The sequence below is a fragment of the Pseudolabrys sp. Root1462 genome (genome assembly GCF_001426945.1).
GTDB lineage: Bacteria > Pseudomonadota > Alphaproteobacteria > Rhizobiales > Xanthobacteraceae > Pseudolabrys.
The window spans coordinates 2,980,226-3,005,492 of sequence record NZ_LMFS01000001.1; the positions used below are offsets into that span (position 1 = coordinate 2,980,226).

Sequence of the window (25,267 nt, forward strand, 5' to 3'; positions counted from 1 at the left end):
AAGGCCCAAACCGGCTTTCTGAGCGAGCGACGGCTGGGTCATGCCCAGCAGCGCCCTAGCCGCACGGCATTGTCCCGGCGTGATAAGATCAACATTTTTTGTTGACATGAGCTATCAATATAATATGTTGAAGACGATTTTTACGTGCCCGCTTCAATAACTGCAATGGCGTGGGCCGTATTGCCAAATCAAGCGACCCTCCACAGGCGGCACTATTTTGACGCCACTAATTTCGAACGGGCCTCCTATGAACCTCCAATTCGCCTCGATCCACTACCGAGTTATCCGCGACCGGGTCCGGGAACTCGACCCTGCCATCGATGAGCAGACCTTGGCCGACACCGTCGAAGGCCTCACCGACCTCCACGAGATCGTCCAGGCGGTGATCCGCTCGGCCTTGTCTGACGAGGCCCTGGCGCGCGGCTTGAAAAGCCGGATCGCCGAGATGGAAGATCGCCTCGACCGGCTGCAAGACCGGGCCTCCAAAAGGCGCCAGATCGCCAAGGACGTCATGGTCGAGCTCGATCTTAAGAAGATCACGGCACCCGATTTTACGGTCTCGGTTCGCCCCGGAATGCCGGCCCTCATGGTCATCGACGAGACCGCCGTGCCGAAGACCTATTGGGAGCCCGGCCCACCGCGCCTGAAGCGCCAGGACCTGGCGCAGGACCTCAAGAATGGCGAGGAAGTGGCTGGGGCCACCCTGAGCAACCCCGAGCCAATCCTGACGGTGAGGACCAAGTGATGGCGTTCTCGGTCAAGCAGCTCCAGGAGCTCAAGAAGGACGTCGACCCCCGGCACCTGCGCAGCCGGGAGGTCAATGGCCGCGAGCTGACCTATATCGAAGGCTGGCACGCTATGGCGGAGGCCAACCGGATCTTCGGCTATGACGGCTGGAACCGGGAGACAGTCGACTCCAAATGCGTCCTGAGCCGCGAGAACCGCGGCCCAAGCCATGTAACTGTTTACACGGCTAAGGTCCGTATCACGGTGCGGGCAAAGGACCAGGTCATCGTGCGTGAGGGCCATGGCACCGGCGAAGGCCGGGGCTCCAGTCTTGGGGAAGCTCACGATTTTGGGCTCAAGGCGGCCGAGACGGATGCCACCAAACGCGCTCTGGCGACCTTCGGCAAGCCGTTCGGTCTCGGCCTTTACAGCGGCCTGACAACGCCGGCCCGCCAAAAGACGCCCGCCACGATCGGCGCCGAGGGGCCACTGAACCCATCTGCGGCCCTCCCCCCGGACGACACAACGCCCATTCCCCGGCCCTCGCGCTACTACGGCCGCTCCCAGGACGTGGTCACCCGTGATCGCCGGCATGCGAGCCGTCAGCCCAGCGGCATGCCCGCCACTGACACGCCGTTAGCACCGGCGGATGCCGAGCCACCTGAGGCAACTCCGGGCAAGATCGACAAAAACGTCCTGACGATCGGCGCCCCGCGTCGGCACCGCGATAAGGGCCACCTACGATTTGTCGCCTCGCATCCTTGCCTGATCTGCGGCCGCCAGCCTGCCGACGCCCATCACATCCAGTTCGCCCAGCCGCGAGCTCTCGGACTTAAAGTCAGCGATGAATACACCGTGCCGTTGTGCCGCCTTCACCACCGCGAACTGCATCAGGCTGGCAACGAAAAGGCTTGGTGGGAGAGGCGCAACTTGCAGCCACTTGAGACAGCAGAACAGCTCTGGAAGGAAAGCCGAGCGAAAGTTTTCCCGGCCATCGGCGGAGGCTCCTAAAGCCATCCAGCCTTTGCAGCCCCTAACCCGAAAACGGTCTTCAGCCCTATCCGAGCAGGCCTGAGCTTAATAGGCAGCAGTCTTAGCCGCCGACAGTCTCGCACAAAGCCACCCAAGTCATGAGCGACCAAGAAATTTCCTGGCTAACCCTTGCTCTGCGCAGTCGCGAAACATCGAAATGGAAGCTGGATTTGGCATTCCTCCTATCACGCGACGAGGTCCGCGCAACCATCGCTGCGCGAATACGAGACAATGCCGAAGCCCGCTGGATCGCACGTTCGGTTCATGCTTCGGGGCGCACATTTAGAGAGAAAGACATGGAGCACTACGCGCTTCAAAGAGGCTGGCACCCTCAAGGTAAATTCTGGGTACCGATCGAAGAGCCGCTATCTCTACCTTCGCCTAACGGCGTCAAGAATGCCGAGGTCACCTTCAAACTCAAAAGCATCTTGTTTGGGTCAATTGCTATCGAGGTGACAGCAGGCGGCGCGCGCCTAGATCTAGTTCTTGATGATGTCCGCGACTATCCGATCACCTTTGCGCGGTTCGTCCAAGTCTTGACGGCGGGTGGCCTGCCACATGCTGCAATGACCGACGAGACGTGGTGCGACATCGTGATCAACGATGGCCCAGAGCCCGATCAATGCCGGCTCTTGATCGATAATACGTATCCGGGGCGAGAAGCGTGTATCGACACATTTACCGACAGGAAGAGACTGGTTGACGCGTTCCGCAAGCTCGCCTGGGAAATAGGTGACCACCCCTATTTTGCACACCATTTCCTGTACCACGGCTTGCCGATCGACGAGTACACGCGGGTGGCAGAAGCTCATGACAAAGACTGGGCAGCCGGCCTCCAGCAGGGCATCTATCCAGACGATATCGACGTCGAAGATGCGCTCCTTGCCTCTCGAATTGTGGAAGGCCTCACATTACCAGCCGACTGGGACGACGAAACGGCAAGATTTCGTAAGATGATGCGATCACTCGAAATCCCACCGGACTGGCAACTTAGGTTCGGATTACGTGCAATCGTCACAATAGAGGAGGTCGCTTACCTCATTGAACCGCCGAATCGTGCCGCTTAGAATGCACAATTACTCGGAGGTTTGCGCTGCAAGCCGGCGAGTTGGGCATGCGCGCCGGGCCTTAGCGACCGCCCCATTAGGCTTCGCGCGCCGTAGGCCGCCGCCTACTCATTTTGAGCGACCGTGGCACGGTCAATTGGAGAGGTACCAATCGACGCACCGCCAAGCCCTCACTGGCAAGGCCGCTGCCGCGGTCCGATCTTGACCCACATCAGAGCCATCCGGCATTGAAGGCTCGCGTTGAGATGCCCTAATATTATCGTATGGAAGAGCAAAGGCGAGTTTCACGGCAAAAAACAATAAAGGGCGCAACCATCTTTTGTGATGGTGTCGGAAACATCGACTGCGTGGTACGCAACCTGTCTAAGGTCGGCGCATGCCTTGAGATCAGTGGTCCTACACGTCCCCAAAGCCCGTTCTCGCTAATAATTCGTCCCGAAGCAATTCGCCGCACCTGTGAGATTGTGTGGCAAAAAGGCGACCGGATAGGCGTCAAATTTGTGCAGACGGCAACCCATTAATCACCTGCGAGTCAAACACCATGCAGACAAGCCAACCGATCGGACCGCCAGCCGTTTCCGATCCACATAAAATAGCAGAGACGTTCGTCAATGGGCCTATCAGCCTCAATATTGTAAATGGGCTGGCTACGCTCACGCTCACCACAATACGTCCAGATCTCCATCAGGCGATGAGTGGCTCCCAAGTCAGCAATTACGACGCCATCGTATCGGCGCGACTTGTAATGCCACTCAATATGCTGGTCGAGATTAAGCAGCTGTTGGCGCGCTCGTTGCAAGAGCAACATCTTGCGACAGGTTCGGCGCGCACCCAGTGAGGACCGCCGCCGAGTCGAAATCCGGAACGACCTACTCACGACCATCGCGCCAACTCAGAATCCTTAAGCGAGAAGCCAAGATTCGAGCCGCTCCGCAGGGATCCCACAACTGGAAGCGCGCCCGCGCATTGCGTTCTACTTTGGCCAGTCCTCCAATGTTTTTTCTTCGCCCGGCCGGAGAGGCACCGGGCGGAAACGATGTGTCCGCATTTCACCCATCTGACGAAGCAGCGCGGCCAAATCGGTTTCCTGCATTTGCTGGCCGGACAGGATGTACTTGATGGCTTCCAAACTGGGAGGCATTTCCGTTTTCGTGGTGATTTTCTTTCGTTTGCCGCCTTCAATGACGATCTTTTGTTCCGTCCGAACGTAACCATTTGCCAGTTCAAACAAGTGGTCCCTAAGACGCCTCATTCGGGCGGCCTCATTATCTGCACACGCCTGCGCAAATTCCTTGAACTGGTTCTGCCAGACCGCCAAAGTTTCCAGCGATACTTCAAGTGCCGCACAAAGCGCTCCGTCGGTCGCACCGCGGGACCGCAGGGCTCGCGCGAGCTCGGCGCATTTCGGGGAGTAGGTATCGCTCGGATACAGCGAAGCGGTGGCTGCCTGAGGATTGCTCGTAACAGGGACCGTATCAGCCGGCGTCTCAGTTTTAATTTTAGGGCCTGCTTCCGCGCCAGACCGACTCATAGTGCGCTCCTAAAAGGGGATCGCACGTCTTGCGCGATGGGCTACGACGCGAAGTCGCTTATCGAGATTAAAGAACGTTATAGCCGAGCAAAACGGCTTCGATTGTAAACTATTGCAAATTCCACAGGTCATTCACGAGCAATTCACGCGCACATATTGGAGTTTGTTGCCGTGACGACCCCCTCTACAAGGAAGGGTACATTTCAGTGGAATGCCCGCTAGAGGCTACGAAAGGACCGGCACCATACTATGGCAGATCCTAAGACCCTGAAAATCGAGCAGGAATTGTTGACCGCACGGGCCATTGCCGGAGGTCTGTTTGCCGTGCTGACAGATCTAATGATCGCCCACGCGAGAGTGATCGGAACTTGTGCCGACGACGGCATCCTTCACGTCAGGGCGATAGCGGACGAAAGCCTCGCAAAGCTGGAAGCAGAGGTCCTTGAGCCGTCCGGTGACTTCGTCGATGCCGGCTCATCAATCCGCGCGAAGGTGAGCACCATTCTGGACGCCGCCGAGGCGAACGCAAGGCATGCGCTAGCCCTTCCCCCCACGTCCAACACTACGAATTAAGCCGATCAAATCATCGGCTCTGTCGCGCTTGGCTGCGCCGTGTGTGGCGGCCAACAGTCGATCGTGCACAATCAATGCAGTGAGTCATGTTCCCGTTCAAACAAGTGAAATTGATCGGCCGATTTACTTCGGTCGCCAACGGAGCGCTTTACGAGCGTAGCGCTTAGCCGGCGTAACCAGCGTAACCAGCGTAACCAGCGTAACCAGCGCGACCAGCGCGACCAGCGCGACCAGCGTAACCAGCGTAACCAGCGTAACCAGCGTAACCAGCGTAACCAGTTTATTCACAGCCTCTGTGGACAATAGGGAAAAGGCAAGCGCCAGGTCACAATTATTCGACTCAGTGATTTTCAACGTTTCCGAATCCGTTACGCCTTGAGATCCTCGATGATCAAAAGGAGAAAAGATTTGGCTGGCTCGAAGCGACGGTCCCGCAAGAAGACGGCCATCAAGGACAACACCTTCGGCATGCCCACTCTCTTGAGAGGTGAGGATGCCAAGGCTCTCCACAAGCTCTCCGAGCGGATCAACAAAACGGTCAAACCGGCCGATGCCCTCGAAGAAATGTGGGTTGCGGACGTTGTCCACCTGCAGTGGGAACTGCAGCGCCTGCAGGAGAGCAAGGCTCAGCTCATCCACTTGAAGCACGAAGAAGGCATACGGGAGGTGCTGACTGCGCTCATCGGCGGGGTAAAAGCCGCAGGTCTCTTGGCCGGTCGTAAAGTGGGCCTGGACGATGCGCAACAGGATATCGAAAGACTCTTCAATGCTGGCGAGGTGACCACGAAGACGATCGTCGCACAGACGATGGTCCTCTATCTGGATGAGATCGAACGTCTCGAGCGCATGATCTTGTCAGCTGAAGTTCGGCGCAACAACGCGATCCGTGAAGTTCGCTTCCATCGCGACGCTTTGGCGCGCAACCTGCGCCGCGCCTGCGAGGAAGTGGAAGACGGAGAGTTCACGGAGATCCCGGCCTCCCCCGAAGCTCATCCGACGACAGCGGCCGCCCAGAAGCAGATCGAGACGAAAGTCAGCTCCGGTAGTGTGAACGACCAGGGTCGCGAAGAGGATAGTGCCTCTGAGGCCGTCGAAAGCCGCGAGGACGATTAGTGGCCGAGCGATCAGAGACCAACCGGACTAATGCCCAGGCCAGCACGGGCCCAAAGTCCGAATCCGGAAAGGTACGTGCCGCTCGCAATGCGCGGCAGCACGGTCTTTCGGTGCCGGCGGTTCTGGATCCCACCCTTGCGGACGAAATCAAAGAGCTTGCTCGCAAGTTCGCGGGACCCGACGCCAGCCCAGATCGGCATGAACTTGCCATAACGATTGCGGCCGCGCAGGTCGACCTCCTGCGCGTCCGGCAGATCCGCCACCAGATGGTCTCGCTCGTTTTGAACGATCCCGACTATCAGACACCGACCAAGGCGATGTTGCGTCGCCAGTGGCTCGCCCGGCAGACGCCGACGCGCCACTCCGGCGAAATCCAGCCTCGCGACCAGATCGACGGTATCTGCGATCCGACTCGGTTCGTTCGCACCCTCGGCGACCTCTCGTTGCGCCTGCGGACGCTCGATCGATATGAACAACGAGCGTTGTCCCGGCGGAAGCGGGCAGTTCGCGCCTTCGACGCTTGCCGCTAGAACCAAGGAAGCAATCAGGCATTAGACTTACGCGCGCACGAATTTCACTTTGATGCATTTGAGGCTGCGCCGCCATTTGTTCTCCGAATCTCCCGAAGCTGCCTCAGCAGTGTCGCCATATCGGTTTCGGTGCTAGCGGGCATTGCCTTTCCACCTTTGAGCGACCATTTGTCGGGACGACGCGCGGCCAACCAATAAATCGCGGCTTTCACATCGGGCACGACATGCACCCGGTAGGGTGCGTAGATGGTTCGCCCGCGACGGCGGAATACTCTAACGTCAGTTCGATCATAGCCGAGGGCCCTTTGCAGAAGGCTGCGCTCGACGCTTGCATCCGCCGCATCAATGCCAAACCGGCATGCTTCGCGAAACTCGGCGTGCTCTTGTACCCACTTTTCGATGGTCCCCTCGTCCACGCCCAATGCATCGGCCAGATCAAGGTCCGAGCCTCCAAGACGGCAAATGGCTCTAGCCACGCGCGCAAAACTCGCTTCGTATACCGGCGTGGGCGAGCGCCCGCCGTCCGCGGAAGCCCCCGCAGCACGTTCAGACTTAACTTTGGCCTCGGAAGATATTTTTGAAGATTTGGCGCGCATGCTGATCCTGCCCCGGATCGCACGTCTTGCGCGACATGGTTACGACGATGTGTTGATCGAGAATAGCGACGATTTGCGCCGAGCAGAGCCCCCTTGATTGTAAACTGTTGCAAACTCCACAACATAACGCGGCGCATTTACTGGGATATAAATCCTATAGCGCCAACGTGCCACCCCAATTAGCAGAACGAACCCAATTTTTTCAGCGTAAACAGCGACTTGAGAAAACGCGCTGGCTCAAAGCCGATATAGACTACGCTCCGCGCCAATGCGCGGCGGTCGGCTCGCAAATACAAAGGTTGATTTGTCGATTATTTCGGATGTTTGGTAGCGGGGGAGGGACTTGAACCCCCGACCTACGGATTATGATTCCGCCGCTCTAACCAGCTGAGCTACCCCGCCACTACCACGCCGATCGCAACCAGCGTGGGCGCGATATAGGAAAGCCCGGCGAAGCCTGTCAAGCAAGCTTCCCGGAAAACCCTGATCCACCGGCCACTTCAGCGAAAATCGCGTCTATTTCGGCTGGACGTTCGGATCGCCGCCGGGGCTGCCGGGCGGCGGGATCACCGGCATCCGCCCGCCCTCCGGGGCCGGCGCATGGATCTCCGGGTCGACCTGGGTCGGCGGACAGATGATGCCGTCCGATTGCGCCAGTTTCGAACTCAGATTCTCGTCCTTGGGCTTCTGCACCACGACGTCATTGCCCTGCCCCACCGTCGCGTGTGTGCCATTCGGCCCGCAGGCGGTGGCGTCACGCGTTTCCGCTTTGGGCGTCGCCGGAGCCTTGTCCGCCGGTGGCGACTGCGCCGCGGCCGAGCCTGCCGTCAGCATGGCCACCGACGCGAGCATCATCCAGATTGGTCGCATGACGTCCTCCTGTACCGGAGGACAACGGTCGAGCGGGCGGGCCTGTTCCCGGCGGCAAAGCGCCTCAGGCGTTGCGCGTCTCGGTGGTGTCTAGCCTTGCAAACCGGATCAGCGCGAAATGGCCGAGCGGCGCCAGTGGCCTGCGCTCGACAATGCGCACGCCGCCATGGCCTGCCGCCCAGTCGGCCAGCCGCGCAAACGAAAATTCCGGGCGCCAGCCGAGCTTGCGCGCCAGCGGCGCAAAGCACCGTTCGAACAGCCACCGAGCTCCGCTCTCGGCACCGATGTGATTGACCAGGATGATCTCGCCGCCCGGCTTGAGGACGCGCGCGAACTCGTCGAGCGTCGCCTCAGGGTGCGGCACCGCGGTGATCACGAACTGCGCGACCACGGCGTCGAACGAGCGATCGGGCAGCGCCATCGCCGCGGCATCCATCACCGCCAGGCCTTCGACGTTGTCGAGGCTCTGGTCAGCGACGCGTTGATGCGCCTTGCGCAGCATCGGCTCGGAGAGATCGATGCCGAGAATACGGATGTTGCGCGGATAGTCCGGCAAGGACAAACCGGTGCCAACGCCAACTTCGAGAAGATGACCGCCTTGCGGTCCGCACGCCGCCGCCGCTGCATGGACCGCGGCGCTGCGCCCGGGCGCGAACACCTTGCCGAAAACGAAATCGTAGACCGGCGCCCACAACGCATAGGCGCGCGCGACGCCGACTTTGTTGATATCGCCCCCCATGGCCTTCTTCTAAATCGTTTTCTTCTTTTGGATTCGTGGGGTCAGGCGACAGATGCCCGCGCCTTGTTCGCCACTTGCGGCACATCCACCATGCCGACCGCGCTCTTGATGAAGCCGCCGCCGAGCACACGCGCCTGCCCTTCCGCCGTATCGTAGAATACGCAAGCCTGCCCCGGCGAAACGCCGTGCTCGCCGTCGACCAGATCGATTTCGTAATTAAGCGCCCCGCGGCGCAGCCAGGCCGCCTGCGGCGGCCGCGACGAGCGCACCTTCACGTACACCTCGAGGCGGCCATCGCCGAGCACATCGTCAATGTCGTTGTCGCCGAGCCAGTTGACGTCGCGCAGCAGGATGCTGCGCGTCTTGAGCGCCTCGCGCGGGCCGACGATGACGCGGCGGTGTTCGGCGTCGAGCCGCACCACGTAAAGCGGCGAACCGGCCGCAACGCCGAGGCCGCGCCGCTGGCCCACCGTGAAATGAATGATGCCGGCATGCTTGCCGAGCACGTTGCCGTCGATATCGACGATATCGCCTTCTTCGGCCGCGCCCGGCTTCAGGCGTTCGATCATATCGGCATAGCGGCCGTTCGGTACGAAGCAGATATCCTGGCTGTCGTGCTTGTCGGCGATCGCCAGACCGTACTGACGCGCGAGCTCGCGCGTTTCGGCCTTGGTGCGCTCACCAAGCGGGAAGCGCAGGATTTCGAGTTGCTCCTGCGTGGTGCCGAACAGGAAGTAGCTCTGGTCGCGCTCTTCCTCGCGCGCGCGGTAGAGACCGCGACGGCCCGACGGCAGCACGCGCGACGCCACGTAATGTCCGGTCGCCAGCACGTCGGCGCCGAGATCGCGCGCGGTGTGCAGCAGATCGTGAAACTTGATCGACATGTTGCAGGCGACGCAAGGCACCGGCGTCTCGCCGGCGATGTAGCTTTCGGCGAAGCGGTCGATCACTGCTTCCTTGAAGCGGCTCTCATAGTCGAGCACGTAATGCGGAATGCCGATCCGCTCGGCTACCGCCCGCGCGTCGTAGATGTCCTGGCCGGCGCAGCAGGCGCCCTTGCGATGGACCGCAGCGCCGTGGTCGTAAAGCTGCAGGGTGACGCCAACCACGTCATAGCCCTCGGCCTTCATCAGGGCGGCCGTCACCGAACTGTCGACGCCGCCGGACATGGCGACGACGACACGGGTATCCTGCGGGCGCTTGGCGAGATCGAGCGTATTGGGCATGGCTTTCTCTTACACCATATGGCGGACCGCGGTGGCGAATGAAAGCACCCCGGTCATAACGGCAAATTCTGCCGCCCGGCCAGTTTGACCTGCTCTCAAGCGGCCACCGGCCGCGGCGCGGCCGGATCAACCCTCTGAATTATAAAAGGTTTCCGTCGCCGGTCGGCTGGCCTGCGGCTTGCAACCGGATGACAGGGAAATCCGGAGGTTCGCCAGTGTCTTACGTCGCGTCCGATTCTACCGCGTCCAACGCCGTGTTCCAGCAGGCGAGCCGGCAGGGCTTTGCCTCCGACCGCGCGTCGTCACGCTCCAGCGGAACCTTCGACGACCTTCTGAATGCGATCCCCGACGCGCCGCCGGAACCGCCGGCCCCGAGCCGCGCCGATGCCCCTGCCCCGGACCGTAACCCGGCGCCGGAATCTCGCGCCGCCTCGCGCAACGATCGTCAGGACCCGCCGGCGCGCGCCGATCGGCCCGATCGCACCGACAACCGCACCCAATCGGACGACCAGCCGGCGAAATCGGCGAGCGATGCCTCGGCCCAGGCTCCGGCCAAGAGCGACAAGACCGCCACCGACGCGGCCGGCGACAAGAAGGCCGCCAAGGACGATGGCGCCGACAAGCCGGCCGGCGACGCCCAGGCCTCGGCTGCGGCTCAGCAAGCCGTCACCGCCGCCGCTCAACAGGTCGCGACCCCGGCGTCCGCCATCGTGCCGCAGGCCGTCGTGATAGATCCGGCCGCTACCGCAGCGACGGCCACGGCTTCGGCCACTGCCGGCGATGCCGCGACCGGTGGCAAGGCCGCCACCGCCGCTCTGGTCGCCGCAGCCACGGCGACCCCGGGCAAGACAGCCGAACAGCCGGCCGCGGCGACCGCCGCTGCTACCGAACTTACGCCCGACGATGCCGATGCGCTGAGCGCGCTCGCAGCCAAGGCCCAGCAGGGTCTCAAGGAGGCGCAAGGCGCCAAAACCGACAAGTCCGGCAAGAAAGCAACGGGCGACAAGCCGGCCGAGGCCGGCAAGACGACCGACACTCCCCTCGCGACGCTGGATCCAAATGCGCCACAGCAGGCCTCCGGCGACGGCAAGGATGCCTCGGCGGCCAAGCCCGCGCAGGGCGATGCTATCGGGAAGCTCGCCGGCGACAGCCATCAGAGCGGAGAGAAGAAGCCGGCCGCTGACGCCGCCGCGCTGACACCAGCGGCCGCGGCGAAGACGCCGGATATCGCTCTGCCCCAGACGCTGGCGCCGGCCGCCCACACCGCTCAAGCTGCGGCCGCCGCCGCGCCCACCGGCGCGGCCAGGTCGTCGGCCGACGACGCGCCCGTTTCGATCGGTAATGTCGCGGTCGAGGTCACCAGCAAGATCGCGTCAGGCAAGAACCAGTTCGACATCCGTCTCGATCCGCCCGATCTCGGCAAGATCCACGTCAAGGTCAACGTTGATCGCGACGGCAACGTCATCACCCACATGGTCGCCGACCGCAGCGATACGCTCGACCTGCTGCGCCGCGACACCTCCGACCTGCAGCGCGCGCTTCAGGACGCCGGTTTGAAGACGTCCGATAACAGCCTGCAATTCTCGCTGCGCGACCAGACTGCCAACCAGCAGCAGGGGCAGCAGCAGCAGAACGGCCAGGCCAGCCGCCTGGTCGCCGACGACGATCAATCGACGACCAACACTGCGACCATCATTGCCCGCGATTACGGCGCCTACGGTTCACGGACCGGCGGCCTCGACATCCGGGTCTGATCATCTCCAAGAGGACCGCGCCATGAGCGTCATCCCTACAGGTACAAGCACGACCGGAAGCTCGTCGTCCTCGTCGAGCAGCTCGTCGACCGCGACCAACGATCAGATGATCGCCAGCAACTTCACGACCTTCCTGCAGTTGCTGACGACCCAGTTGCAGAACCAGAACCCGCTCGAGCCGCTCGATACCAACCAGTTCACCCAGCAACTGGTGCAGTTCGCGCAGGTCGAACAGCAGATGAAATCGAACGATCAGCTGGCGAGCCTGCTGGCGCTGGAAAAAGGCGCGCAGCAGACCACCGCGCTCGCTTATGTCGGACAGACCGTCGTCGTGGACGGCTCCACTACCGCGCTCACCTCCACCGGGGCGACCTGGAGCTTCAACGCCACGAAGGTCGCGACAGCGTCGGTCACGATCAAGGATTCGACGGGCCAGACCGCCTACACCGGCACCTTCCCGGTCAATCCGGGGGCGCAGAAGTTCACCTGGGACGGCCACGGCACCGACGGCAAGACCTGGCCGGCGGGCAACTACACCATGTCCATCACCGCGACCGATGCCAACGCCCAGTCGGTCGGCATCTCGACCGAAGTCCAGGCCGTCGTCGACTCCGTGGACCTGACGCAGGATCCGCCGACACTGTCGCTGAATGGCGCCGACTACACGATGGACAAGATCAAGCGCATCGTGCGCCCCACGGCCGCGTCTGCGGCGTAATAACGAGACGGCCGCCGGACCGGCGGCTGTCTCTCGCCCCACGGGGCGGTTGGCCTTGCGCTTCCGCGGCGGATCGATCCGCAGTTCTTAATAAACAAACACGTTTTCAACTGCGGCCGCGCCGTCGGCGCACATCGAGCCCACTTCCACGACGGCTGCAAAGTACTAAATTCGCCCTATATCTATGGATAGCTTGGGCTCGGCGGTGCGATTATCCCGTCGCCAATCCGTAACCAAAAGGTTAGCGCGATCAGGCCAATGATTTCCTTATCGCCCGTTCTGGCTTAGGCAAATTTTAAGCCGGGCTGTGTAGCTTTTGACGCTGTGAGTAACAGTTAGTCCCGAGTCTTTGTGAGTACACCAATGACCGAACCCCACCGCCCGAGGGTCAAATACGTCATCGGGCCCGATGGCAGTCCGCTCACCATTGCGGATTTGCCGCCGCCGACGACGAAACGCTGGGTCATCCGCCGCAAGGCCGAGGTGGTCGCTGCGGTGCGTGGCGGTCTCTTGTCTCTCGAAGAGGCCTGCGCCCGTTACACGCTGACCGTCGAGGAGTTCCTGTCCTGGCAGTACTCCATCGACCAACACGGCCTGGCCGGTCTGCGGACCACGCGCATCCAGCAATATCGCCAATAACGAGCGCGACCTGAATTTCGTAAAACGCCGGCCCTGGAGGCCGGCGTTTTCCATTTCGCCCGGGTCCCTGTGCTGTCAGGTAGCGAGACGGCGCGGCCGGGCATGACCTTTTCCGGTTGCGCGGGCATTCCACAACGGCCCCTGCGGGAACTCGTTAACCGGGCGCTAACCATCTACTGGGCAAAACTTGCCGGGTCAGGCGTTCGATCGCGCCGCCCCGCTCGTTAGGGATGCCCCGTGCAAGGTCTGCTCGATTTTCTTAAGTCGCTTGGCGCCGCCCGTCTCGCCGCGATGGGCGCCGTCACGTTCGCCATGATCGGCTTTTTCGCCTTTCTGATGATGCAGATGACGGCGCCGGTCATGGTGCCGCTGTTCACCGACCTCTCGGTCGAAGACTCCAGCGCCATCCTCAAGGATCTCGAACGTCAGGCCATCGACTACAAGATCAAGAACGACGGCGCGATCATCATGGTGCCGAAGGACAAGGTGGCGCGGCTGCGCATGAAGCTGGCCGAAAGCGGCCTGCCCAAGGGCGGCGGCGTCGGCTACGAGATCTTCGACAAGTCGGATGCCCTCGGCGCCACCTCGTTCATCCAGAACATCAATCATCTGCGCGCGCTGGAAGGCGAACTCGCCCGCACCATCCGCTCCATCGATCGGGTGCAGGCGGCCCGCGTGCACCTGGTGCTGCCGGAGCGCCCCCTGTTCTCCCGCGACAAGGTCGAGGCCACGGCCTCGATCGTGCTGAAGGTGCGCGGCCAGCTCGAACAGACGCAGGTCCGGGCCATTCGTCACCTGGTGGCAAGCGCCGTCAACGGCCTGAAGCCGGAGCGCGTCTCGGTCGTCGATGAGACCGGTCGTCTGCTGGCCGACGGCGCGACGCCGGACAATCCCATCGGCGGCGTCGGCGCCGACGAGCGCAAGGTCGCCTTCGAGAACCGGATGCGCAACGAGGTCGAGAACATCGTGACCTCGGTGGTCGGTCCGGGCAAGGCGCGGGTGCAGGTCAGCGCCGACTTCGACCTCAACCGCGTCACCCAGACCCAGGACAAGTTCGATCCGGACAGCCGCGTGCTGCGCTCGAGCCAGACCCGCGAAGAGCAGAACTCGTCCAGTGAAGGCAAGGAAGGCGGCCAGGTCTCGGCCTCCAACGAATTGCCGGGCTCGAACAAGGACGGCACCAATAACGGTCCGAACTCCAAGGACCAGAGCAAGAAGACCGAGGAAATCGTCAATTACGAGATCTCGCGCACCACCAAGACCGAGGTGATCGAAGCCGGACGGCTCAACCGCATCTCCGCCGCAGTGCTGGTCGACGGCCGCTACACCAAGAACGACAAGGGCGAGATGGTGTACGAGCCGCGCTCGAAGGACGAGATCGACCGCATCTCGGCTCTGGTGCGCACCGCCATCGGTTTCGACGCCAAGCGCGGCGACCAGGTCGAGGTCGTCAATCTGCGCTTCGCCGACACCGCGCCGGTCTCGGTCGGCGGCGACGATGCCGGCTGGATGAAGTACTTCCAGTTCACCAAGGACGACATCATGGGCATCGCCGAGAAGGGCGTCATGGCGCTGCTCGGCCTGATCGTCGTCCTCATGGTCGTGCGTCCGCTGGTGCGCCGGGTGATCGCGCCCGACGCCGCCGAGAAGGCGCGATTGGCCGGTCTTGCCGGCGTCGCCGGCGCCATCGCCGGTCCCAGCGCCGTCGAGATCGGGCCCGACGGCAAGCCCCTCCCCTCGATCACCGACACCAGCGGCGCCAACATCGCCATCGTCAGCGGCGAAGAGCAGGTCGCCATCTCCAACCGCACCTCGGCGATGATCGACGTCGCCAAGGTGCAGGGCCAGGTGCACGCCCAGTCGGTGCAGAAGGTCGGGGAGCTCGCCGAAAAAAACCCTCATGAGGCGGTGGCTATCATCCGCAGCTGGCTGCATGAGGATGCCGCCTGATGGCCGCCGCCGCAAAAAACGATCCGGACGCCATCCGCAACGACATCGGCGACCTGATGGCCGAGCTCGCCAGCCGTCCGAAGGGCGCCAAGCCGCAGCGCAAGCTGTCCGGCCCGGAGCGCGCCGCGGTGCTGATGCTGTCGCTCGGCGAACAATACGGCGGCAAGATCTTTTCGCTGCTCGACGACGATGAATTGCGCGAGATTTCCATCGTCATGTCGTCGCTCGGCACCGTCGAGGCCGAGCAGGTCGAATCCCTGCTGCTCGAATTCGTCGGCCGGCTGTCTGCGTCCGGCGCGCTGCTCGGCAACTACGACGCCACCGAGCGGCTGCTGTCGCAATTCCTGCCCAAGGACCGCATCGCCGGCATCATGGACGAAATTCGCGGGCCCGCCGGCCGCAACATGTGGGAGAAGCTCGCCAACGTTCAGGAAGAGGTGCTGGCGAACTATCTCAAGAACGAATACCCGCAGACCGTCGCGGTGGTGCTGTCGAAGCTGCGGCCGGAGCACGCCGCGCGCGTGCTGGCCATCCTGCCGGAGGAATTGTCGCTCGACTGCGTCAACCGCATGCTGAAGATGGAAGCGGTGCAAAAGGAAGTCATCGAGCGCGTCGAGCAGACCCTGCGCACCGAATTCATGTCCAACATCTCGCAGACCCGGCGCCGCGACGCCCACGAGGTGATGGCCGAGATCTTCAACAACTTCGACCGTCAGACCGAAACCCGCTTCCTGACCGCGCTCGAAGACGACAACCGCGACGCCGCCGAGCGCATCAAGGCGCTGATGTTCACCTTCGACGACCTCATCAAGCTCGATGCCGCGTCGGCGCAGACGCTCATGCGCTCGATCGACAAGGACAAGCTCGCCGTCGCGCTCAAGGGCGCCGGCGAGAACGTCCGCGAATTCTTCTTCGCCAACATGTCCTCGCGCGCCGCCAAGATGCTGGTCGACGACATGCAGGCCATGGGCGCCGTGCGCCTGCGCGACGTCGATGAAGCGCAGACTTTGCTGGTCAATATCGCCAAGGACCTTGCCGCCAAGGGAGAAATCCTGATCGCCAAGAACCGCGGCGGCGACGACGAACTCGTGTACTAAGGCAATCAATATGGCTGCTGCCGCCAAATTCCTGTTCGACGAGGACTTCGCCACCGGCGAAAAGCCGACCATCACCGTCGTCGAGGCGGAACGCCGGCGCGTCGACGCCGAGTCGGTCGCGCACCGCCAGGGCTTCGAGCAGGGCCAGGCGCAGGCCCGGGGCGAGCAGAACGAACGTATCGCCCGCGCGCTCACCACGATGGCCGAGCAGATGAGCCGGCTCGACGCGCAACTCAATGCAATCGAAGCGCGGCTCGAGAGCGAGGCCGTGCAGGTCGCTTTCTCCGTCGCCAGCAAGCTAGCGCCCGAGCTGATCGCACGCGAACCCTTCGCTGAAATCGAAGTGCTTGCCGCCGACTGCTTCCGCCAGCTCGTTGCGACGCCGCAGATCACCGTCTTCATCGGCGCCGACATCTATGACAGCGCCAAGGCGAAACTCGAAGAGATCGCGCACGCGCGCGGACTGGAAGCACGTCTAAATATCCTGTCCGACGCCGCGATGGCGCCGGGCAATTGCCGCATCGAGTGGGCCGAAGGCGGTGTCGTGCGCGACCGCGACGCCACCCTCAGAGCGATCGAAGAAGCGGTGAACCGTTACATCGCGGCGCGCGGCGCCCCGCGCTCGTAAGCAAGGTTTTGGAGACCGACCATGAGTGACAATGACAGCAAAGTACCGCTCCCGGATCTCGAAGGCGGCGCCGTTCCGCCCGAGGTGGTGGATGCCGGACCGCTGGCGCCCGACGAATCGGTGCATCGCGGCGCCGCCGATCTCGAGGCGGTATTCGACGTCCCGGTGCAGGTCTCCGCGGTGCTGGGCCGGACCCGGATGGAGGTCGGCGATTTGTTGAAGCTCGGGCCCGGCGCCGTTCTCGAACTCGATCGTAAGGTTGGCGAAGCGATCGATATTTACGTGAACAACCGCCTGGTCGCACGCGGCGAAGTCGTGCTGGTCGAGGAAAAGCTTGGCGTGACCATGACGGAAATTATCAAGGCGGATACCAACTAGCGAAAAGGCAGTAGCGAACCGAAGACTCGCTACTAGATCGGCGACACAAGGACACTGAACATGCGGCTACTTATCATCGGAACGCTGGGCGGCCAGCTCACAGTCGCGAGCAAGATCGCGATGGACAACGGCGCCTCGGTTACGCACGCCGCTTCCATCGATCAGGGCCTTGCGGTGCTGCGCTCGGGGCGCGGCGCCGACCTGCTGATGGTCGATGTCGCCATCGATATCCAGGACCTGGTAACGAAGTTGGAGATCGAACGCATCCACGTGCCGATCGTGGCTTGCGGCGTCACCAACGACGCCCGCGCCGCCGTTCGCGCCATCCACGCGGGCGCCAAAGAATACATCCCGCTGCCGCCCGATCCGGAACTGATCGCCGCGGTGCTTGCGGCGGTGACGCAAGACAACCGCGACATGATCTATCGCGACGACGCGATGGCCGCGGTGGTCAAGCTCGCCCAGCAGGTCGCCGGCTCGGAAGCCTCGGTGCTCATCACCGGCGAAAGCGGCACCGGCAAGGAAGTGCTGGCGCGCTTCGTGCATTCGCGCTCGCAACGCGCCAAGAAGCCGTTCATTTCGGTGAACTGCGCGGCGATCCCCGAGCACCTGCTGGAATCCGAATTGTTCGGTCATGAGAAGGGCTCTTTCACCGGCGCTCTCGCGCGTCGCATCGGCAAGTTCGAGGAAGCCGACGGCGGCACACTGCTGCTGGATGAAATCTCGGAAATGGACGTGCGCTTGCAGGCGAAACTCCTGCGCGCCATCCAGGAACGCGTCATCGATCGCGTCGGCGGCAACAAGCCGGTGCCGGTGGATATCCGCATTATCGCGACATCGAACCGCAATCTGGCGGAAGCGGTGCGTGCCGGCACCTTCCGAGAAGATCTGATGTTCCGCCTCAACGTCGTGAATCTGAAGATCCCGCCGCTGCGCGAACGCCCGGCGGACATCCCCGAGCTCGCAAACTACTTCATCAAGAAGTATTCGGACACCAACGGCCTGCCGGTTCGTCCGCTGTCGGTCGAGGCGCGCCGCGCGCTCAACGCCAATCGCTGGCCCGGCAACGTGCGCGAGCTTGAGAATACCCTGCACCGCGCCGTCATCTTGTCGACCGGAGCGGAAATCGGCGTTGACGGCATCCTGTCGCCGGACGGCGCGCGGCTCGATGCCTCGCGCGGCACCGGCGTCGCCGAACAGGCGGTGATGGCGGCGGAGCAGGTCACCCGCAATCTCGTCGGCCGCACCGTCGCCGAGGTCGAGCGCGACCTAATTCTGGAGACGCTCAAGCATTGCCTCGGCAACCGCACCCATGCAGCGAACATCCTCGGCATCTCGATCCGCACGCTGCGCAACAAGCTCAACGAATACTCCGCCGACGGTGCGCCGATCCCGCCGCCGCATGGCGGCGAGATGAAGGGCGCGGCGTAACCGCACATCGTGAAAATGCGAACGGCCGGTGGTTTATCCCCACCGGCCGTTTTGCGTTGTAGAGCTCATGGAACCCCCGCCCCACCTTCGCGGTTAGGCGAGGATGGTAAAAGTCCTGCTCTGCCACAATCCAAATGCCGGCAACAAAGGCCACGATCGCGATAGCCTCGAGGCCGCGCTCAAGCTAGCCGGCCATGACGTTCGCTACGCCTCGGTCAAGGACGGCGAATTCGTCAAGGCCTTCGAAAAGTCCGTGGACCTGATCGTCGCAGCCGGCGGCGATGGCACCATCGCGCGAGTGCTGACGGTGATTCCGGACCGACGCGTTCCGGTCGCCATCTTGCCGCTCGGCACCGCCAACAATTTTGCGCGTTCATTGGGCATCGCCGGCACGCCCCAGGAATTGGTGGAGATGTGGAATCCGGAGCACACCTGCCCGGTGTCCATCGGCTCGGTCACCGGTCACTGGGGCACCAGCCTTTTTCTCGAGGCTTACGGCGTTGGTGTATTTCCGCAATTTCTGCTCGATGCCCGAAAAGGCAAGAAGCCGGAAGGCGCGGACAATCTGCGGCAAGGCCGAGCGTTGTTTCAGAAAGCGATCAAGCGCGCCAAGCCGATCGAGGCGGTCCTGACCATTGACGGCAAGAAGCACGAGCGTGAGCTGCTCGGCGTCGAGATCTGCAATATCGCATTTACCGGCCCCGGCCTGCCGCTCGCATCCACCGCCGATGTCAGCGACGACAAACTCGATATCGTTTTGATCGAGCCGGACGACCGCAAGGCGCTGATCGAGTGGATCGAGTCTCCGATGGAAGACCAGCCGCCTGTAACCAGCCGCAAAGGTTCGAAAATCGAAGTGACCTTCCGTGACGCGCCGACGCGGCTCGATGACGAATCATACGAGGCCACCGGCGGCAAGCACAGCATCGACCTCGCTTGTGAGGACCGGCAGTTGCGCGTCGTCATCCCGGTCAAGCATCCGGTGCAAAAAACTCCGGAAAAGAAGGCGGCCGTCGCATGACCGACACCTCGACCGCCACTCCCCCGCTCGTCGAAGGCGTCTCTCGCGACACTTTGCGGGACATCGAACACCTGGCGGTCGAATTGGCCAGTATCGCGGGCACCGAAATCGCCAAGGCGCTCGGCGGCCTGCTCGCGGTCAAATACAAGACCGCGGTGAAGGAAGACGTATGGCGAGACCCTGTGTCCGAGGTGGACGGCAACGTCGAGCGCATGATCCGCAAACGTCTCGCCGAGAACTTCCCCGATCATGACATCATCGGCGAGGAAATGGACGAGCGGCCGGCGCGCGGTAACGACTTCGTCTGGTCGGTCGATCCGATCGACGGCACCGCCAACTTCATTAACGGATTCCCGTTGTTCGCGGCGTCTATCGGCGTGCTGCACAAGGGCGTGCCGGTGGTCGGCGCGCTCTGGTGTCCGGTGAGTCATGCGCTGCGCGCTGGCGTTTATCACTGCACCAAGGGCGGCAAGGTACGCTTCGACGGTGCCGACGTAACGCCGAAGATCAATCCTGCGGTGCGCCGCCGGTTGATCGGCGTGCCTGTCGCTACTGTCAGCGACGGGTTTTGGGAAACCCGCAAGACCGGCTCCGCCGCGCTCGAATGCGCCATGGTCGCGGCCGGGCTATTACAGGCAGCCCGTTTTGCCACGCCCAACATCTGGGATGTCGCCGGCGGTCTCGCCCTGATTTTCGCCGGCGGCGGCGTCGCGCGGCGCCGCGATGGCAACCGATGGGTGCCAATGGCGCATTTCGAGGCTCCCGGCGACAAGGCCGATCTGCGGTTCTGGCGCGGCGAACTCATCGTCGGCGAGCGCAGCGCCGTCGAGCGAATGTGCGAGGCGCACGAGTCAGACTAAAGTTCAACAAAAAGCCCGGCGCGAAGGCCGGGCTTTCGTTACGCTGATGAACCTATCGGCTGTCAGACTTTCCGCTTCGCCGGCGGCCGTATCTGTTCATCTTTGGCAAGATTATCCTCGCTGTGTCGATCCTTACTCTGTCGATCGCGCGCCGAATCGAGTTCGACAGCTTTGGCCATCAGATCGTTACTGATAGCTTCCAGGCTGTTCGCCATTTCCCGTCCCGCACGCGCCAGCTGGATGCAGCGATCCGCTGTATCGATCAGATACTGTTCCATGTTGCGCATCTAAACCCCGTACTGTTGGTGTGCAAATAGAACCGAATCCCGGCAGCTTCAAGGTTGCAGTGCGGTTTTGATTGTCGTTATGCCCGGCCGGTCTGAAATTTTCTGACGGTAATGGGGCCCATCAGGGTTGTTTATTATGTTCATATACAAAGTGTGTACGCAGGCGCAGTGGCGCGAAGCTGAAGCTGCCGGTGCATTCAAAGGCGCGCCGGTCGATCTGCAGGACGGCTATATTCATCTCTCGACGCAGGACCAGCTTGCCGAAACGTTGAAGCGGCATTTCGCCGGCCAAGCCGGGCTGCTGCTGATCCAGGTCGATGCCGCTCGGCTGGACGATCGGCTGAAGTGGGAGCCGTCACGGGGCGGCGCGCTATTCCCTCATCTGTATGGCGATCTCGACGTCACCGCCGCCACCGCGGTTGAACCGCTGCCGCTCGGCGCGAACGGGCTTCATCGACTGCCGCCGCTGCCGCTCTGAGCCCGGGTTGTGGTGGGGCAACCCTCGTATGCAACGGGAACCACGCCCGCTGCCGGCCGTTATTGCACTGCAACAGGGCGCAATCGGGTCATGACCATTTTTAATGCAACGCCGAATTTCATCCACCCGTCGGTATTTCACCGCATCGCCGGGCCGGTCGAGGAAGCGATTGCCGCGCCGCGTCGGGGCGGTGCCATCCGGTATTGCTGTCCGGAATCCGGCAGCTTCGTGCTGCTGACCGATTCCGAGAGCCTCGCCGGCTTCACCAGCGGCGACCACACGGTACGCCATCGCTGCGGCGCCTGCGGCGAGATGCATCTGTTGCGCATCGAAGAGACCTCGGCCGCTTAGCGGTCCCTGTTGTTTATTCCCCCGTAATTGGCGGCCGCCACAGGCTCGCCTAATCTGCGTCATCCGGCGCGGACCTGCGCCGACTCCGGGGGGGACAAAATGCGCATTCTCATTTCCACCGTGGTGGCCCTGCTGATCGGCGCTTCGGCCGCCTTGGCTGCCGATCCGGTCGGCACCTACGCCATCAAAGGCACCAACCCGGGCAATAACGGCGCATATTCCGGGACCGTTACGGTCACGCGGACCGGCGAGACTTACAGCGTCGTCTGGGTCGTCGGCGGCACGAAGTACATTGGTACCGGCATCGGCGACAAGAACTTCATTGCCGTGTCCTACAAATCGGCCGACGGGACGGGGCTGGCTCTCTACGGTGCGGATGGCGGCAACTGGGCCGGTGTCTGGACTTATGCGGGCGGCCGCCAGGTCGGCAGTGAAGTCTGGAGCCGCGATTAATCCAGCCTGATCCTTCGACGTAATTTCGACGCGGTGAGACCTTCCGCCGCGGCCGATGGCGCTCGTCACGCGTCCGTGATGAGCGAACCGACATCCACCTCACCATCGCTTCCGTACTTGAGAGCATCTCCAGCAACCCGCGTCGGAGACAGCAACAAAAGAACGGAAATCGATCCATGAATTTCGCTTGCAAGTCTGCCCTCGCCGGCGCCGCGCTGGCACTCGGCGTCGCCATGACCGCCGCATCGTTCGTCCCGAGCTTTGCTCAGGATACCAAGACAGTTGGCGGCGCGCCGATGTATGCGTCGAAGAACATCATCCAGAACGCGATGAACTCGAAGGACCACACCACGCTGGTCGCAGCGGTCAAGGCGGCGGGCCTAGTGGACACGCTCGAAGGCAAGGGACCTTTCACGGTGTTCGCTCCGACCAACGAAGCCTTCGCCAAGCTCCCCAAGGGCACGGTCGATACATTGCTGAAGCCCGAGAACAAGGCTCAGCTGACCAAGATTCTGACCTGCCATGTCGTCGCCGCGGACGCGATGTCCTCCGCCATCAACAAGATGATCAAGGACGACGGCGGCGCCCATAAGGTGAAAACCGTCGGCGGCTGCATGCTGACCGTGAAGAACTCCAGCGGCACCATCGCGATCACGGATGAAAAGGGTCAGACCGCGAAGGTCACCATCGCTGACGTCAAGCAGTCGAACGGCGTCATCCATGTCATCGACACCGTCCTGCTGCCGGCGAGCTGACCCGACAGCCGGCTCGTCTTTCCAAGCCGGACACCCCCGTCCCTCTCCCGCCCCGCGGGAGAGGTTTTTCGCTCTGCCACAGCCTCCTGCTGCCTTCGTTAACCACTCGCTAACCATAAACTGGGCAATCTTTGCCGGGTTGCCGGCGTTCGCGCCGGGCGCCTCTTCAGACGTCCGGACCGCGAGCGCCTACCCTTATGACCGACACGACCGCCGCCGCTCCCGCCAAGTCCTCGGCGCTTGGGAATATTCCTAGCCTGGCGGACATCTCGGGCTTTGTCAGGCGCGGTGACATCGGCCTCGCCGTCGGCGTGCTGACCATCCTGGTCGTGCTGATCCTGCCCTTGCCGGCAGTGCTGCTTGACGCCTTTCTTGCCATCTCGATCATCCTGTCGGTGCTGATCCTGATGACGGCGCTGTTCATCCAAACGCCGCTCGAATTCTCCGCCTTCCCGACCGTGCTGCTGATCTCGACGATGCTGAGGTTGTCGCTGAACCTCGCTTCGACGCGCCTGATCCTGTCCCACGGTCATGAAGGCACCGACGCCGCTGGCCACGTCATCCAAGCCTTCGGCAACTTCGTGATGGGCGGCAATTTCGTCATCGGCATCATCGTTTTCGTCATCCTGGTGATCGTCAACTTCGTGGTCATCACCAAGGGTTCGGGCCGCATCGCGGAAGTCGCCGCCCGCTTCCACCTCGACGCCATGCCCGGTAAGCAGATGGCGATCGACGCCGACCTGTCGGCCGGCCTGATCGACGAGAAGGAAGCCCGCCGCCGCCGCCAGGTCCTCGAGGACGAAGGCGGTTTCTTCGGCGCCATGGACGGTGCCTCGAAGTTCGTACGCGGCGACGCCATTGCCGGCCTGCTCGTCGTGTTCATCAACGTCATCGGTGGCATGATCATCGGCATCGCGCAGCAGGGCCTGTCGTTCGGCGACGCCGTGCATTCCTACACCCTGCTCACTGTCGGCGACGGCCTCGTCACCCAGGTGCCGGCGCTGATCGTCTCGACCGCGGCCGGCCTGCTCGTCTCCAAGGCCGGCATCTCCGGGTCCGCCGACAAGGCGCTGATGCAGCAGCTCTCCGGCTATCCGAAGGCGCTCGGCATGTCGGGCGGCGTCATGATGATCATGGCGCTGCTGCCCGGCATCCCGTTCCTGCCTTTCACCCTGCTCGGCGGCGGCGCTGTCAGCCTCGCCTGGATCGTTCACCACCGCGCCAAGGATCTGATAGCGCGCGAGACAAGCAAAAAGGAAACCGAGACCAAGGCGGCGCAGGTCGCGGACGAGCCGATCTCGTCGGCGCTCAAGATCGACGATCTCAAGGTCGAACTCGGCTACGCGTTGTTGCCGCTGGTCAACGCGCCAGACGGCACCGACCGCCTGACCGAGCAGATCAAGGCGTTGCGCCGCTCGCTCGCCGGCGAAATGGGCTTCGTCATGCCCGCCGTGCGTATCCTCGACAACGTGCACCTCGACGCCAACACCTACGTCATCAAGATCAAGGAAGTGGATGCGGGCTCCGGCAAGGTCTGGGCCGGCCAGTTCATGGTCATGGATCCGGCCGGCGGTCAGGTGCGGCTGCCCGGCAACCACACCACCGAGCCGACCTTCGGCCTGCCCGCCACCTGGGTCGATGCCGCGATCAAGGACGAAGCGGCGATGCAGGGCTACACGGTGGTCGACGCGGCGACTGTGCTCTCGACCCACCTTACCGAACTGCTCAAGGGCAACATGGCGGAGCTGTTGTCCTACGGCGAGGTGCAGAAGCTGCTCAAGGAACTGCCGAAGGAACAGGCCGAACTGCTCAAGGACCTGGTGCCGAGCCAGATCACGCCGTCCGGCATACAGCGCGTGTTGCAAATGCTGCTCACCGAGCGCGTCTCGATCCGCGATCTCTCGACCATCCTGGAAGGCCTCGCCGAGGGCCTCGCCTCGACGCGCAATCCGACGGCGCTTACCGAACATGTGCGCATGCGCCTGTCGCGCCAGATCTGCGCGCAATACACCAGTCCGAACGGCTACCTGCCGCTGATCGCGCTGTCGGCGAAGTGGGAGCAGGCCTTTGCGGAATCGCTTATCGGCACCGGCGACGACCGCCAGCTCGCCATGCAGCCGTCCAAGCTCACCGAATTCATCACCCTCATTCGCCAGAGCTACGAGGCGGCGGCGCGCGAAGGCGAAGCCCCGGTGCTCGTCACCTCGGCGGGCATCCGTCCCTTCGTGCGCGGCATCGTCGAGCGCTTCCGGGCGCAGACGCCGGTGATCTCGCAGTCCGAGATCCATCCGCGGGCACGGCTGAAGACCGTGGGAAGCATCTGAGCGGTCCCCGTGAGGTCGTGCACGTCAGGTCAAACTCGCTGGCCTGATCCGACCGCCTGATGTGGTGACCGGCGGTCAACTTGCGTCGTCTCCTTGGCTAGTCTAAATCTTCTCGCGGGCGCCCGCTCGCGCCCGGTGCC

The 25,267-nt window shown here is 62.7% G+C and carries 29 protein-coding genes and 1 tRNA gene; 21 read left to right on the forward strand and 9 right to left on the reverse strand.

Translation table 11 applies throughout. The features are described 5' to 3' along the window. Positions 1-247: 247 nt before the first annotated feature. The 4 genes from ASD45_RS14440 to ASD45_RS23525 all read left to right on the forward strand — a co-directional run bounded on the left by ASD45_RS14440 (position 248) and on the right by ASD45_RS23525 (position 3,663). Positions 248-745: a siphovirus Gp157 family protein gene (locus ASD45_RS14440; RefSeq protein WP_056912115.1), complete on the forward strand. Its 498-nt coding sequence runs from the start codon at positions 248-250 to the stop codon at positions 743-745. Then, entirely contained in the window at positions 745-1,737 is a 993-nt protein-coding gene (locus tag ASD45_RS14445; RefSeq protein WP_056912116.1) for a Rad52/Rad22 family DNA repair protein, read from the forward strand. The genes ASD45_RS14440 and ASD45_RS14445 overlap by 1 nt, the downstream gene beginning before the upstream one ends. A 119-nt stretch (positions 1,738-1,856) precedes the next feature. Beyond that, positions 1,857-2,825: a hypothetical protein gene (locus tag ASD45_RS14450; RefSeq protein WP_156380855.1), complete on the forward strand. Its 969-nt coding sequence runs from the start codon at positions 1,857-1,859 to the stop codon at positions 2,823-2,825. A gap of 541 nt (positions 2,826-3,366) precedes the next feature. Further along, the gene (locus tag ASD45_RS23525; protein WP_156380856.1) at positions 3,367-3,663 is read left to right on the forward strand and encodes a hypothetical protein; all 297 of its coding nucleotides are present in this window, start codon (positions 3,367-3,369) and stop codon (positions 3,661-3,663) included. A 135-nt stretch (positions 3,664-3,798) separates the two neighbouring features. Here the strand turns inward: ASD45_RS23525 and ASD45_RS23530 are convergent, their stop codons facing one another. Next, entirely contained in the window at positions 3,799-4,356 is a 558-nt protein-coding gene (locus tag ASD45_RS23530) for a hypothetical protein (protein WP_156380857.1), read from the reverse strand. Positions 4,357-4,605: 249 nt separating this feature from the next. Between ASD45_RS23530 and ASD45_RS14460 the strand changes: the two genes are divergently transcribed. After that, positions 4,606-4,929 (forward strand): hypothetical protein, encoded by a 324-nt coding sequence (locus tag ASD45_RS14460; RefSeq protein WP_056912119.1) that lies wholly within the window; start codon positions 4,606-4,608, stop codon positions 4,927-4,929. A gap of 123 nt (positions 4,930-5,052) precedes the next feature. On the opposite strand, the gene ASD45_RS14465 is transcribed toward ASD45_RS14460, so the two are convergent. Continuing rightward, positions 5,053-5,217 (reverse strand): hypothetical protein, encoded by a 165-nt coding sequence (locus ASD45_RS14465; protein ID WP_200949677.1) that lies wholly within the window; start codon positions 5,215-5,217, stop codon positions 5,053-5,055. Positions 5,218-5,337: 120 nt separating this feature from the next. Here ASD45_RS14465 and ASD45_RS14470 point away from each other — a divergent pair, with 120 nt between their 5' ends. Further along, the gene (locus ASD45_RS14470; protein ID WP_156380858.1) at positions 5,338-6,042 is read left to right on the forward strand and encodes a hypothetical protein; all 705 of its coding nucleotides are present in this window, start codon (positions 5,338-5,340) and stop codon (positions 6,040-6,042) included. Positions 6,043-6,053: 11 nt separating this feature from the next. On the opposite strand, the gene ASD45_RS23535 is transcribed toward ASD45_RS14470, so the two are convergent. The 6 genes from ASD45_RS23535 to mnmA all read right to left on the reverse strand — a co-directional run bounded on the left by ASD45_RS23535 (position 6,054) and on the right by mnmA (position 10,003). Continuing rightward, positions 6,054-6,518 carry a hypothetical protein gene (locus tag ASD45_RS23535; RefSeq protein WP_156380859.1) on the reverse strand — a complete coding sequence of 155 codons (465 nt, stop codon included), beginning with the start codon at positions 6,516-6,518 and terminating at the stop codon, positions 6,054-6,056. A gap of 98 nt (positions 6,519-6,616) precedes the next feature. After that, positions 6,617-7,168: a helix-turn-helix domain-containing protein gene (locus tag ASD45_RS23540; RefSeq protein WP_156380860.1), complete on the reverse strand. Its 552-nt coding sequence runs from the start codon at positions 7,166-7,168 to the stop codon at positions 6,617-6,619. A gap of 325 nt (positions 7,169-7,493) precedes the next feature. Beyond that, a tRNA-Met gene (locus ASD45_RS14485) sits at positions 7,494-7,570 on the reverse strand. Positions 7,571-7,684: 114 nt separating this feature from the next. Further along, entirely contained in the window at positions 7,685-8,038 is a 354-nt protein-coding gene (locus tag ASD45_RS14490) for a hypothetical protein (RefSeq protein ID WP_082540847.1), read from the reverse strand. A gap of 64 nt (positions 8,039-8,102) precedes the next feature. Then, positions 8,103-8,777, reverse strand: coding sequence for a class I SAM-dependent methyltransferase (locus ASD45_RS14495; RefSeq protein ID WP_056912125.1), 675 nt, complete (start codon positions 8,775-8,777; stop codon positions 8,103-8,105). A gap of 41 nt (positions 8,778-8,818) precedes the next feature. Next, on the reverse strand, positions 8,819-10,003 hold the full coding sequence (gene mnmA, locus ASD45_RS14500) for a tRNA 2-thiouridine(34) synthase MnmA (protein WP_056912126.1): 1,185 nt from the start codon (positions 10,001-10,003) through the stop codon (positions 8,819-8,821). A 215-nt stretch (positions 10,004-10,218) separates the two neighbouring features. On the opposite strand from mnmA, the gene ASD45_RS14505 reads away from it, so the two are divergent. The 10 genes from ASD45_RS14505 to ASD45_RS14550 all read left to right on the forward strand — a co-directional run bounded on the left by ASD45_RS14505 (position 10,219) and on the right by ASD45_RS14550 (position 20,479). After that, positions 10,219-11,757, forward strand: coding sequence for a flagellar hook-length control protein FliK (locus ASD45_RS14505; protein ID WP_056912127.1), 1,539 nt, complete (start codon positions 10,219-10,221; stop codon positions 11,755-11,757). A gap of 22 nt (positions 11,758-11,779) precedes the next feature. Further along, positions 11,780-12,475, forward strand: coding sequence for a flagellar hook capping FlgD N-terminal domain-containing protein (locus ASD45_RS14510; RefSeq protein WP_056912128.1), 696 nt, complete (start codon positions 11,780-11,782; stop codon positions 12,473-12,475). Positions 12,476-12,838: 363 nt separating this feature from the next. Further along, a complete protein-coding gene (locus ASD45_RS14515; protein WP_056912129.1) occupies positions 12,839-13,114 on the forward strand; it encodes a DUF1153 domain-containing protein in 276 nt (91 codons plus the stop codon). Positions 13,115-13,351: 237 nt separating this feature from the next. Next, positions 13,352-15,064 carry a flagellar basal-body MS-ring/collar protein FliF gene (gene fliF, locus ASD45_RS14520; RefSeq protein ID WP_056912130.1) on the forward strand — a complete coding sequence of 571 codons (1,713 nt, stop codon included), beginning with the start codon at positions 13,352-13,354 and terminating at the stop codon, positions 15,062-15,064. After that, the gene (gene fliG / locus ASD45_RS14525; RefSeq protein WP_056912131.1) at positions 15,064-16,161 is read left to right on the forward strand and encodes a flagellar motor switch protein FliG; all 1,098 of its coding nucleotides are present in this window, start codon (positions 15,064-15,066) and stop codon (positions 16,159-16,161) included. Before fliF ends, fliG begins: the two co-directional genes overlap by 1 nt. Positions 16,162-16,171: 10 nt before the next feature. Further along, entirely contained in the window at positions 16,172-16,789 is a 618-nt protein-coding gene (locus tag ASD45_RS14530) for a FliH/SctL family protein (protein WP_056912132.1), read from the forward strand. Positions 16,790-16,810: 21 nt separating this feature from the next. Continuing rightward, the gene (gene fliN / locus ASD45_RS14535) at positions 16,811-17,167 is read left to right on the forward strand and encodes a flagellar motor switch protein FliN (protein ID WP_056912133.1); all 357 of its coding nucleotides are present in this window, start codon (positions 16,811-16,813) and stop codon (positions 17,165-17,167) included. A gap of 60 nt (positions 17,168-17,227) precedes the next feature. Beyond that, positions 17,228-18,598: a sigma-54 dependent transcriptional regulator gene (locus tag ASD45_RS14540; RefSeq protein ID WP_056912134.1), complete on the forward strand. Its 1,371-nt coding sequence runs from the start codon at positions 17,228-17,230 to the stop codon at positions 18,596-18,598. A 103-nt stretch (positions 18,599-18,701) separates the two neighbouring features. Continuing rightward, positions 18,702-19,619: a diacylglycerol kinase family protein gene (locus ASD45_RS14545; protein WP_056912135.1), complete on the forward strand. Its 918-nt coding sequence runs from the start codon at positions 18,702-18,704 to the stop codon at positions 19,617-19,619. Continuing rightward, on the forward strand, positions 19,616-20,479 hold the full coding sequence (locus ASD45_RS14550; RefSeq protein ID WP_056912136.1) for an inositol monophosphatase: 864 nt from the start codon (positions 19,616-19,618) through the stop codon (positions 20,477-20,479). The genes ASD45_RS14545 and ASD45_RS14550 overlap by 4 nt, the downstream gene beginning before the upstream one ends. A 62-nt stretch (positions 20,480-20,541) precedes the next feature. Here ASD45_RS14550 and ASD45_RS14555 read toward each other — a convergent pair whose 3' ends face one another. Then, complete coding sequence (locus tag ASD45_RS14555) at positions 20,542-20,757, reverse strand: hypothetical protein (protein ID WP_156380861.1); 216 nt, start codon at positions 20,755-20,757, stop codon at positions 20,542-20,544. A gap of 142 nt (positions 20,758-20,899) precedes the next feature. Here ASD45_RS14555 and ASD45_RS14560 point away from each other — a divergent pair, with 142 nt between their 5' ends. The 5 genes from ASD45_RS14560 (at position 20,900) to flhA (ending at position 25,127) form a co-directional block, all read left to right on the forward strand. Then, positions 20,900-21,244: a DUF952 domain-containing protein gene (locus ASD45_RS14560; protein ID WP_156380952.1), complete on the forward strand. Its 345-nt coding sequence runs from the start codon at positions 20,900-20,902 to the stop codon at positions 21,242-21,244. 90 nt (positions 21,245-21,334) lie between these two features. After that, the gene (locus ASD45_RS14565; RefSeq protein WP_056912138.1) at positions 21,335-21,595 is read left to right on the forward strand and encodes a hypothetical protein; all 261 of its coding nucleotides are present in this window, start codon (positions 21,335-21,337) and stop codon (positions 21,593-21,595) included. 99 nt (positions 21,596-21,694) lie between these two features. Next, on the forward strand, positions 21,695-22,048 hold the full coding sequence (locus ASD45_RS14570) for a hypothetical protein (protein ID WP_056912139.1): 354 nt from the start codon (positions 21,695-21,697) through the stop codon (positions 22,046-22,048). 176 nt (positions 22,049-22,224) lie between these two features. After that, positions 22,225-22,803: a fasciclin domain-containing protein gene (locus tag ASD45_RS14575; RefSeq protein ID WP_056912140.1), complete on the forward strand. Its 579-nt coding sequence runs from the start codon at positions 22,225-22,227 to the stop codon at positions 22,801-22,803. A 197-nt stretch (positions 22,804-23,000) separates the two neighbouring features. Next, positions 23,001-25,127: a flagellar biosynthesis protein FlhA gene (flhA, locus tag ASD45_RS14580; protein ID WP_056912141.1), complete on the forward strand. Its 2,127-nt coding sequence runs from the start codon at positions 23,001-23,003 to the stop codon at positions 25,125-25,127. The last annotated feature ends 140 nt before the right edge of the window (positions 25,128-25,267 follow it).

Excerpts from the sequence above, each read along its gene's own strand:
- ASD45_RS14545 (WP_056912135.1), top strand. The coding sequence starts at position 18,702 with ATGGTAAAAGTCCTGCTCTGCCACAATCCAAATGCCGGCAACAAAGGC.
- ASD45_RS14540 (WP_056912134.1), top strand. The coding sequence starts at position 17,228 with ATGCGGCTACTTATCATCGGAACGCTGGGCGGCCAGCTCACAGTCGCG.
- flhA (WP_056912141.1), top strand. The coding sequence starts at position 23,001 with ATGACCGACACGACCGCCGCCGCTCCCGCCAAGTCCTCGGCGCTTGGG.
- ASD45_RS14530 (WP_056912132.1), top strand. The coding sequence starts at position 16,172 with ATGGCTGCTGCCGCCAAATTCCTGTTCGACGAGGACTTCGCCACCGGC.
- ASD45_RS14460 (WP_056912119.1), top strand. The coding sequence starts at position 4,606 with ATGGCAGATCCTAAGACCCTGAAAATCGAGCAGGAATTGTTGACCGCA.
- ASD45_RS14510 (WP_056912128.1), top strand. The coding sequence starts at position 11,780 with ATGAGCGTCATCCCTACAGGTACAAGCACGACCGGAAGCTCGTCGTCC.
- ASD45_RS23530 (WP_156380857.1), bottom strand. The coding sequence starts at position 4,356 with ATGAGTCGGTCTGGCGCGGAAGCAGGCCCTAAAATTAAAACTGAGACG.
- fliN (WP_056912133.1), top strand. The coding sequence starts at position 16,811 with ATGAGTGACAATGACAGCAAAGTACCGCTCCCGGATCTCGAAGGCGGC.
- ASD45_RS14495 (WP_056912125.1), bottom strand. The coding sequence starts at position 8,777 with ATGGGGGGCGATATCAACAAAGTCGGCGTCGCGCGCGCCTATGCGTTG.
- ASD45_RS14515 (WP_056912129.1), top strand. The coding sequence starts at position 12,839 with ATGACCGAACCCCACCGCCCGAGGGTCAAATACGTCATCGGGCCCGAT.
- ASD45_RS14445 (WP_056912116.1), top strand. The coding sequence starts at position 745 with ATGGCGTTCTCGGTCAAGCAGCTCCAGGAGCTCAAGAAGGACGTCGAC.
- ASD45_RS14440 (WP_056912115.1), top strand. The coding sequence starts at position 248 with ATGAACCTCCAATTCGCCTCGATCCACTACCGAGTTATCCGCGACCGG.
- ASD45_RS23540 (WP_156380860.1), bottom strand. The coding sequence starts at position 7,168 with ATGCGCGCCAAATCTTCAAAAATATCTTCCGAGGCCAAAGTTAAGTCT.
- fliG (WP_056912131.1), top strand. The coding sequence starts at position 15,064 with ATGGCCGCCGCCGCAAAAAACGATCCGGACGCCATCCGCAACGACATC.
- ASD45_RS23525 (WP_156380856.1), top strand. The coding sequence starts at position 3,367 with ATGCAGACAAGCCAACCGATCGGACCGCCAGCCGTTTCCGATCCACAT.
- ASD45_RS14570 (WP_056912139.1), top strand. The coding sequence starts at position 21,695 with ATGCGCATTCTCATTTCCACCGTGGTGGCCCTGCTGATCGGCGCTTCG.
- mnmA (WP_056912126.1), bottom strand. The coding sequence starts at position 10,003 with ATGCCCAATACGCTCGATCTCGCCAAGCGCCCGCAGGATACCCGTGTC.
- ASD45_RS14555 (WP_156380861.1), bottom strand. The coding sequence starts at position 20,757 with ATGGAACAGTATCTGATCGATACAGCGGATCGCTGCATCCAGCTGGCG.
- ASD45_RS14550 (WP_056912136.1), top strand. The coding sequence starts at position 19,616 with ATGACCGACACCTCGACCGCCACTCCCCCGCTCGTCGAAGGCGTCTCT.
- ASD45_RS14490 (WP_082540847.1), bottom strand. The coding sequence starts at position 8,038 with ATGCGACCAATCTGGATGATGCTCGCGTCGGTGGCCATGCTGACGGCA.
- ASD45_RS14450 (WP_156380855.1), top strand. The coding sequence starts at position 1,857 with ATGAGCGACCAAGAAATTTCCTGGCTAACCCTTGCTCTGCGCAGTCGC.
- ASD45_RS14565 (WP_056912138.1), top strand. The coding sequence starts at position 21,335 with ATGACCATTTTTAATGCAACGCCGAATTTCATCCACCCGTCGGTATTT.
- ASD45_RS14575 (WP_056912140.1), top strand. The coding sequence starts at position 22,225 with ATGAATTTCGCTTGCAAGTCTGCCCTCGCCGGCGCCGCGCTGGCACTC.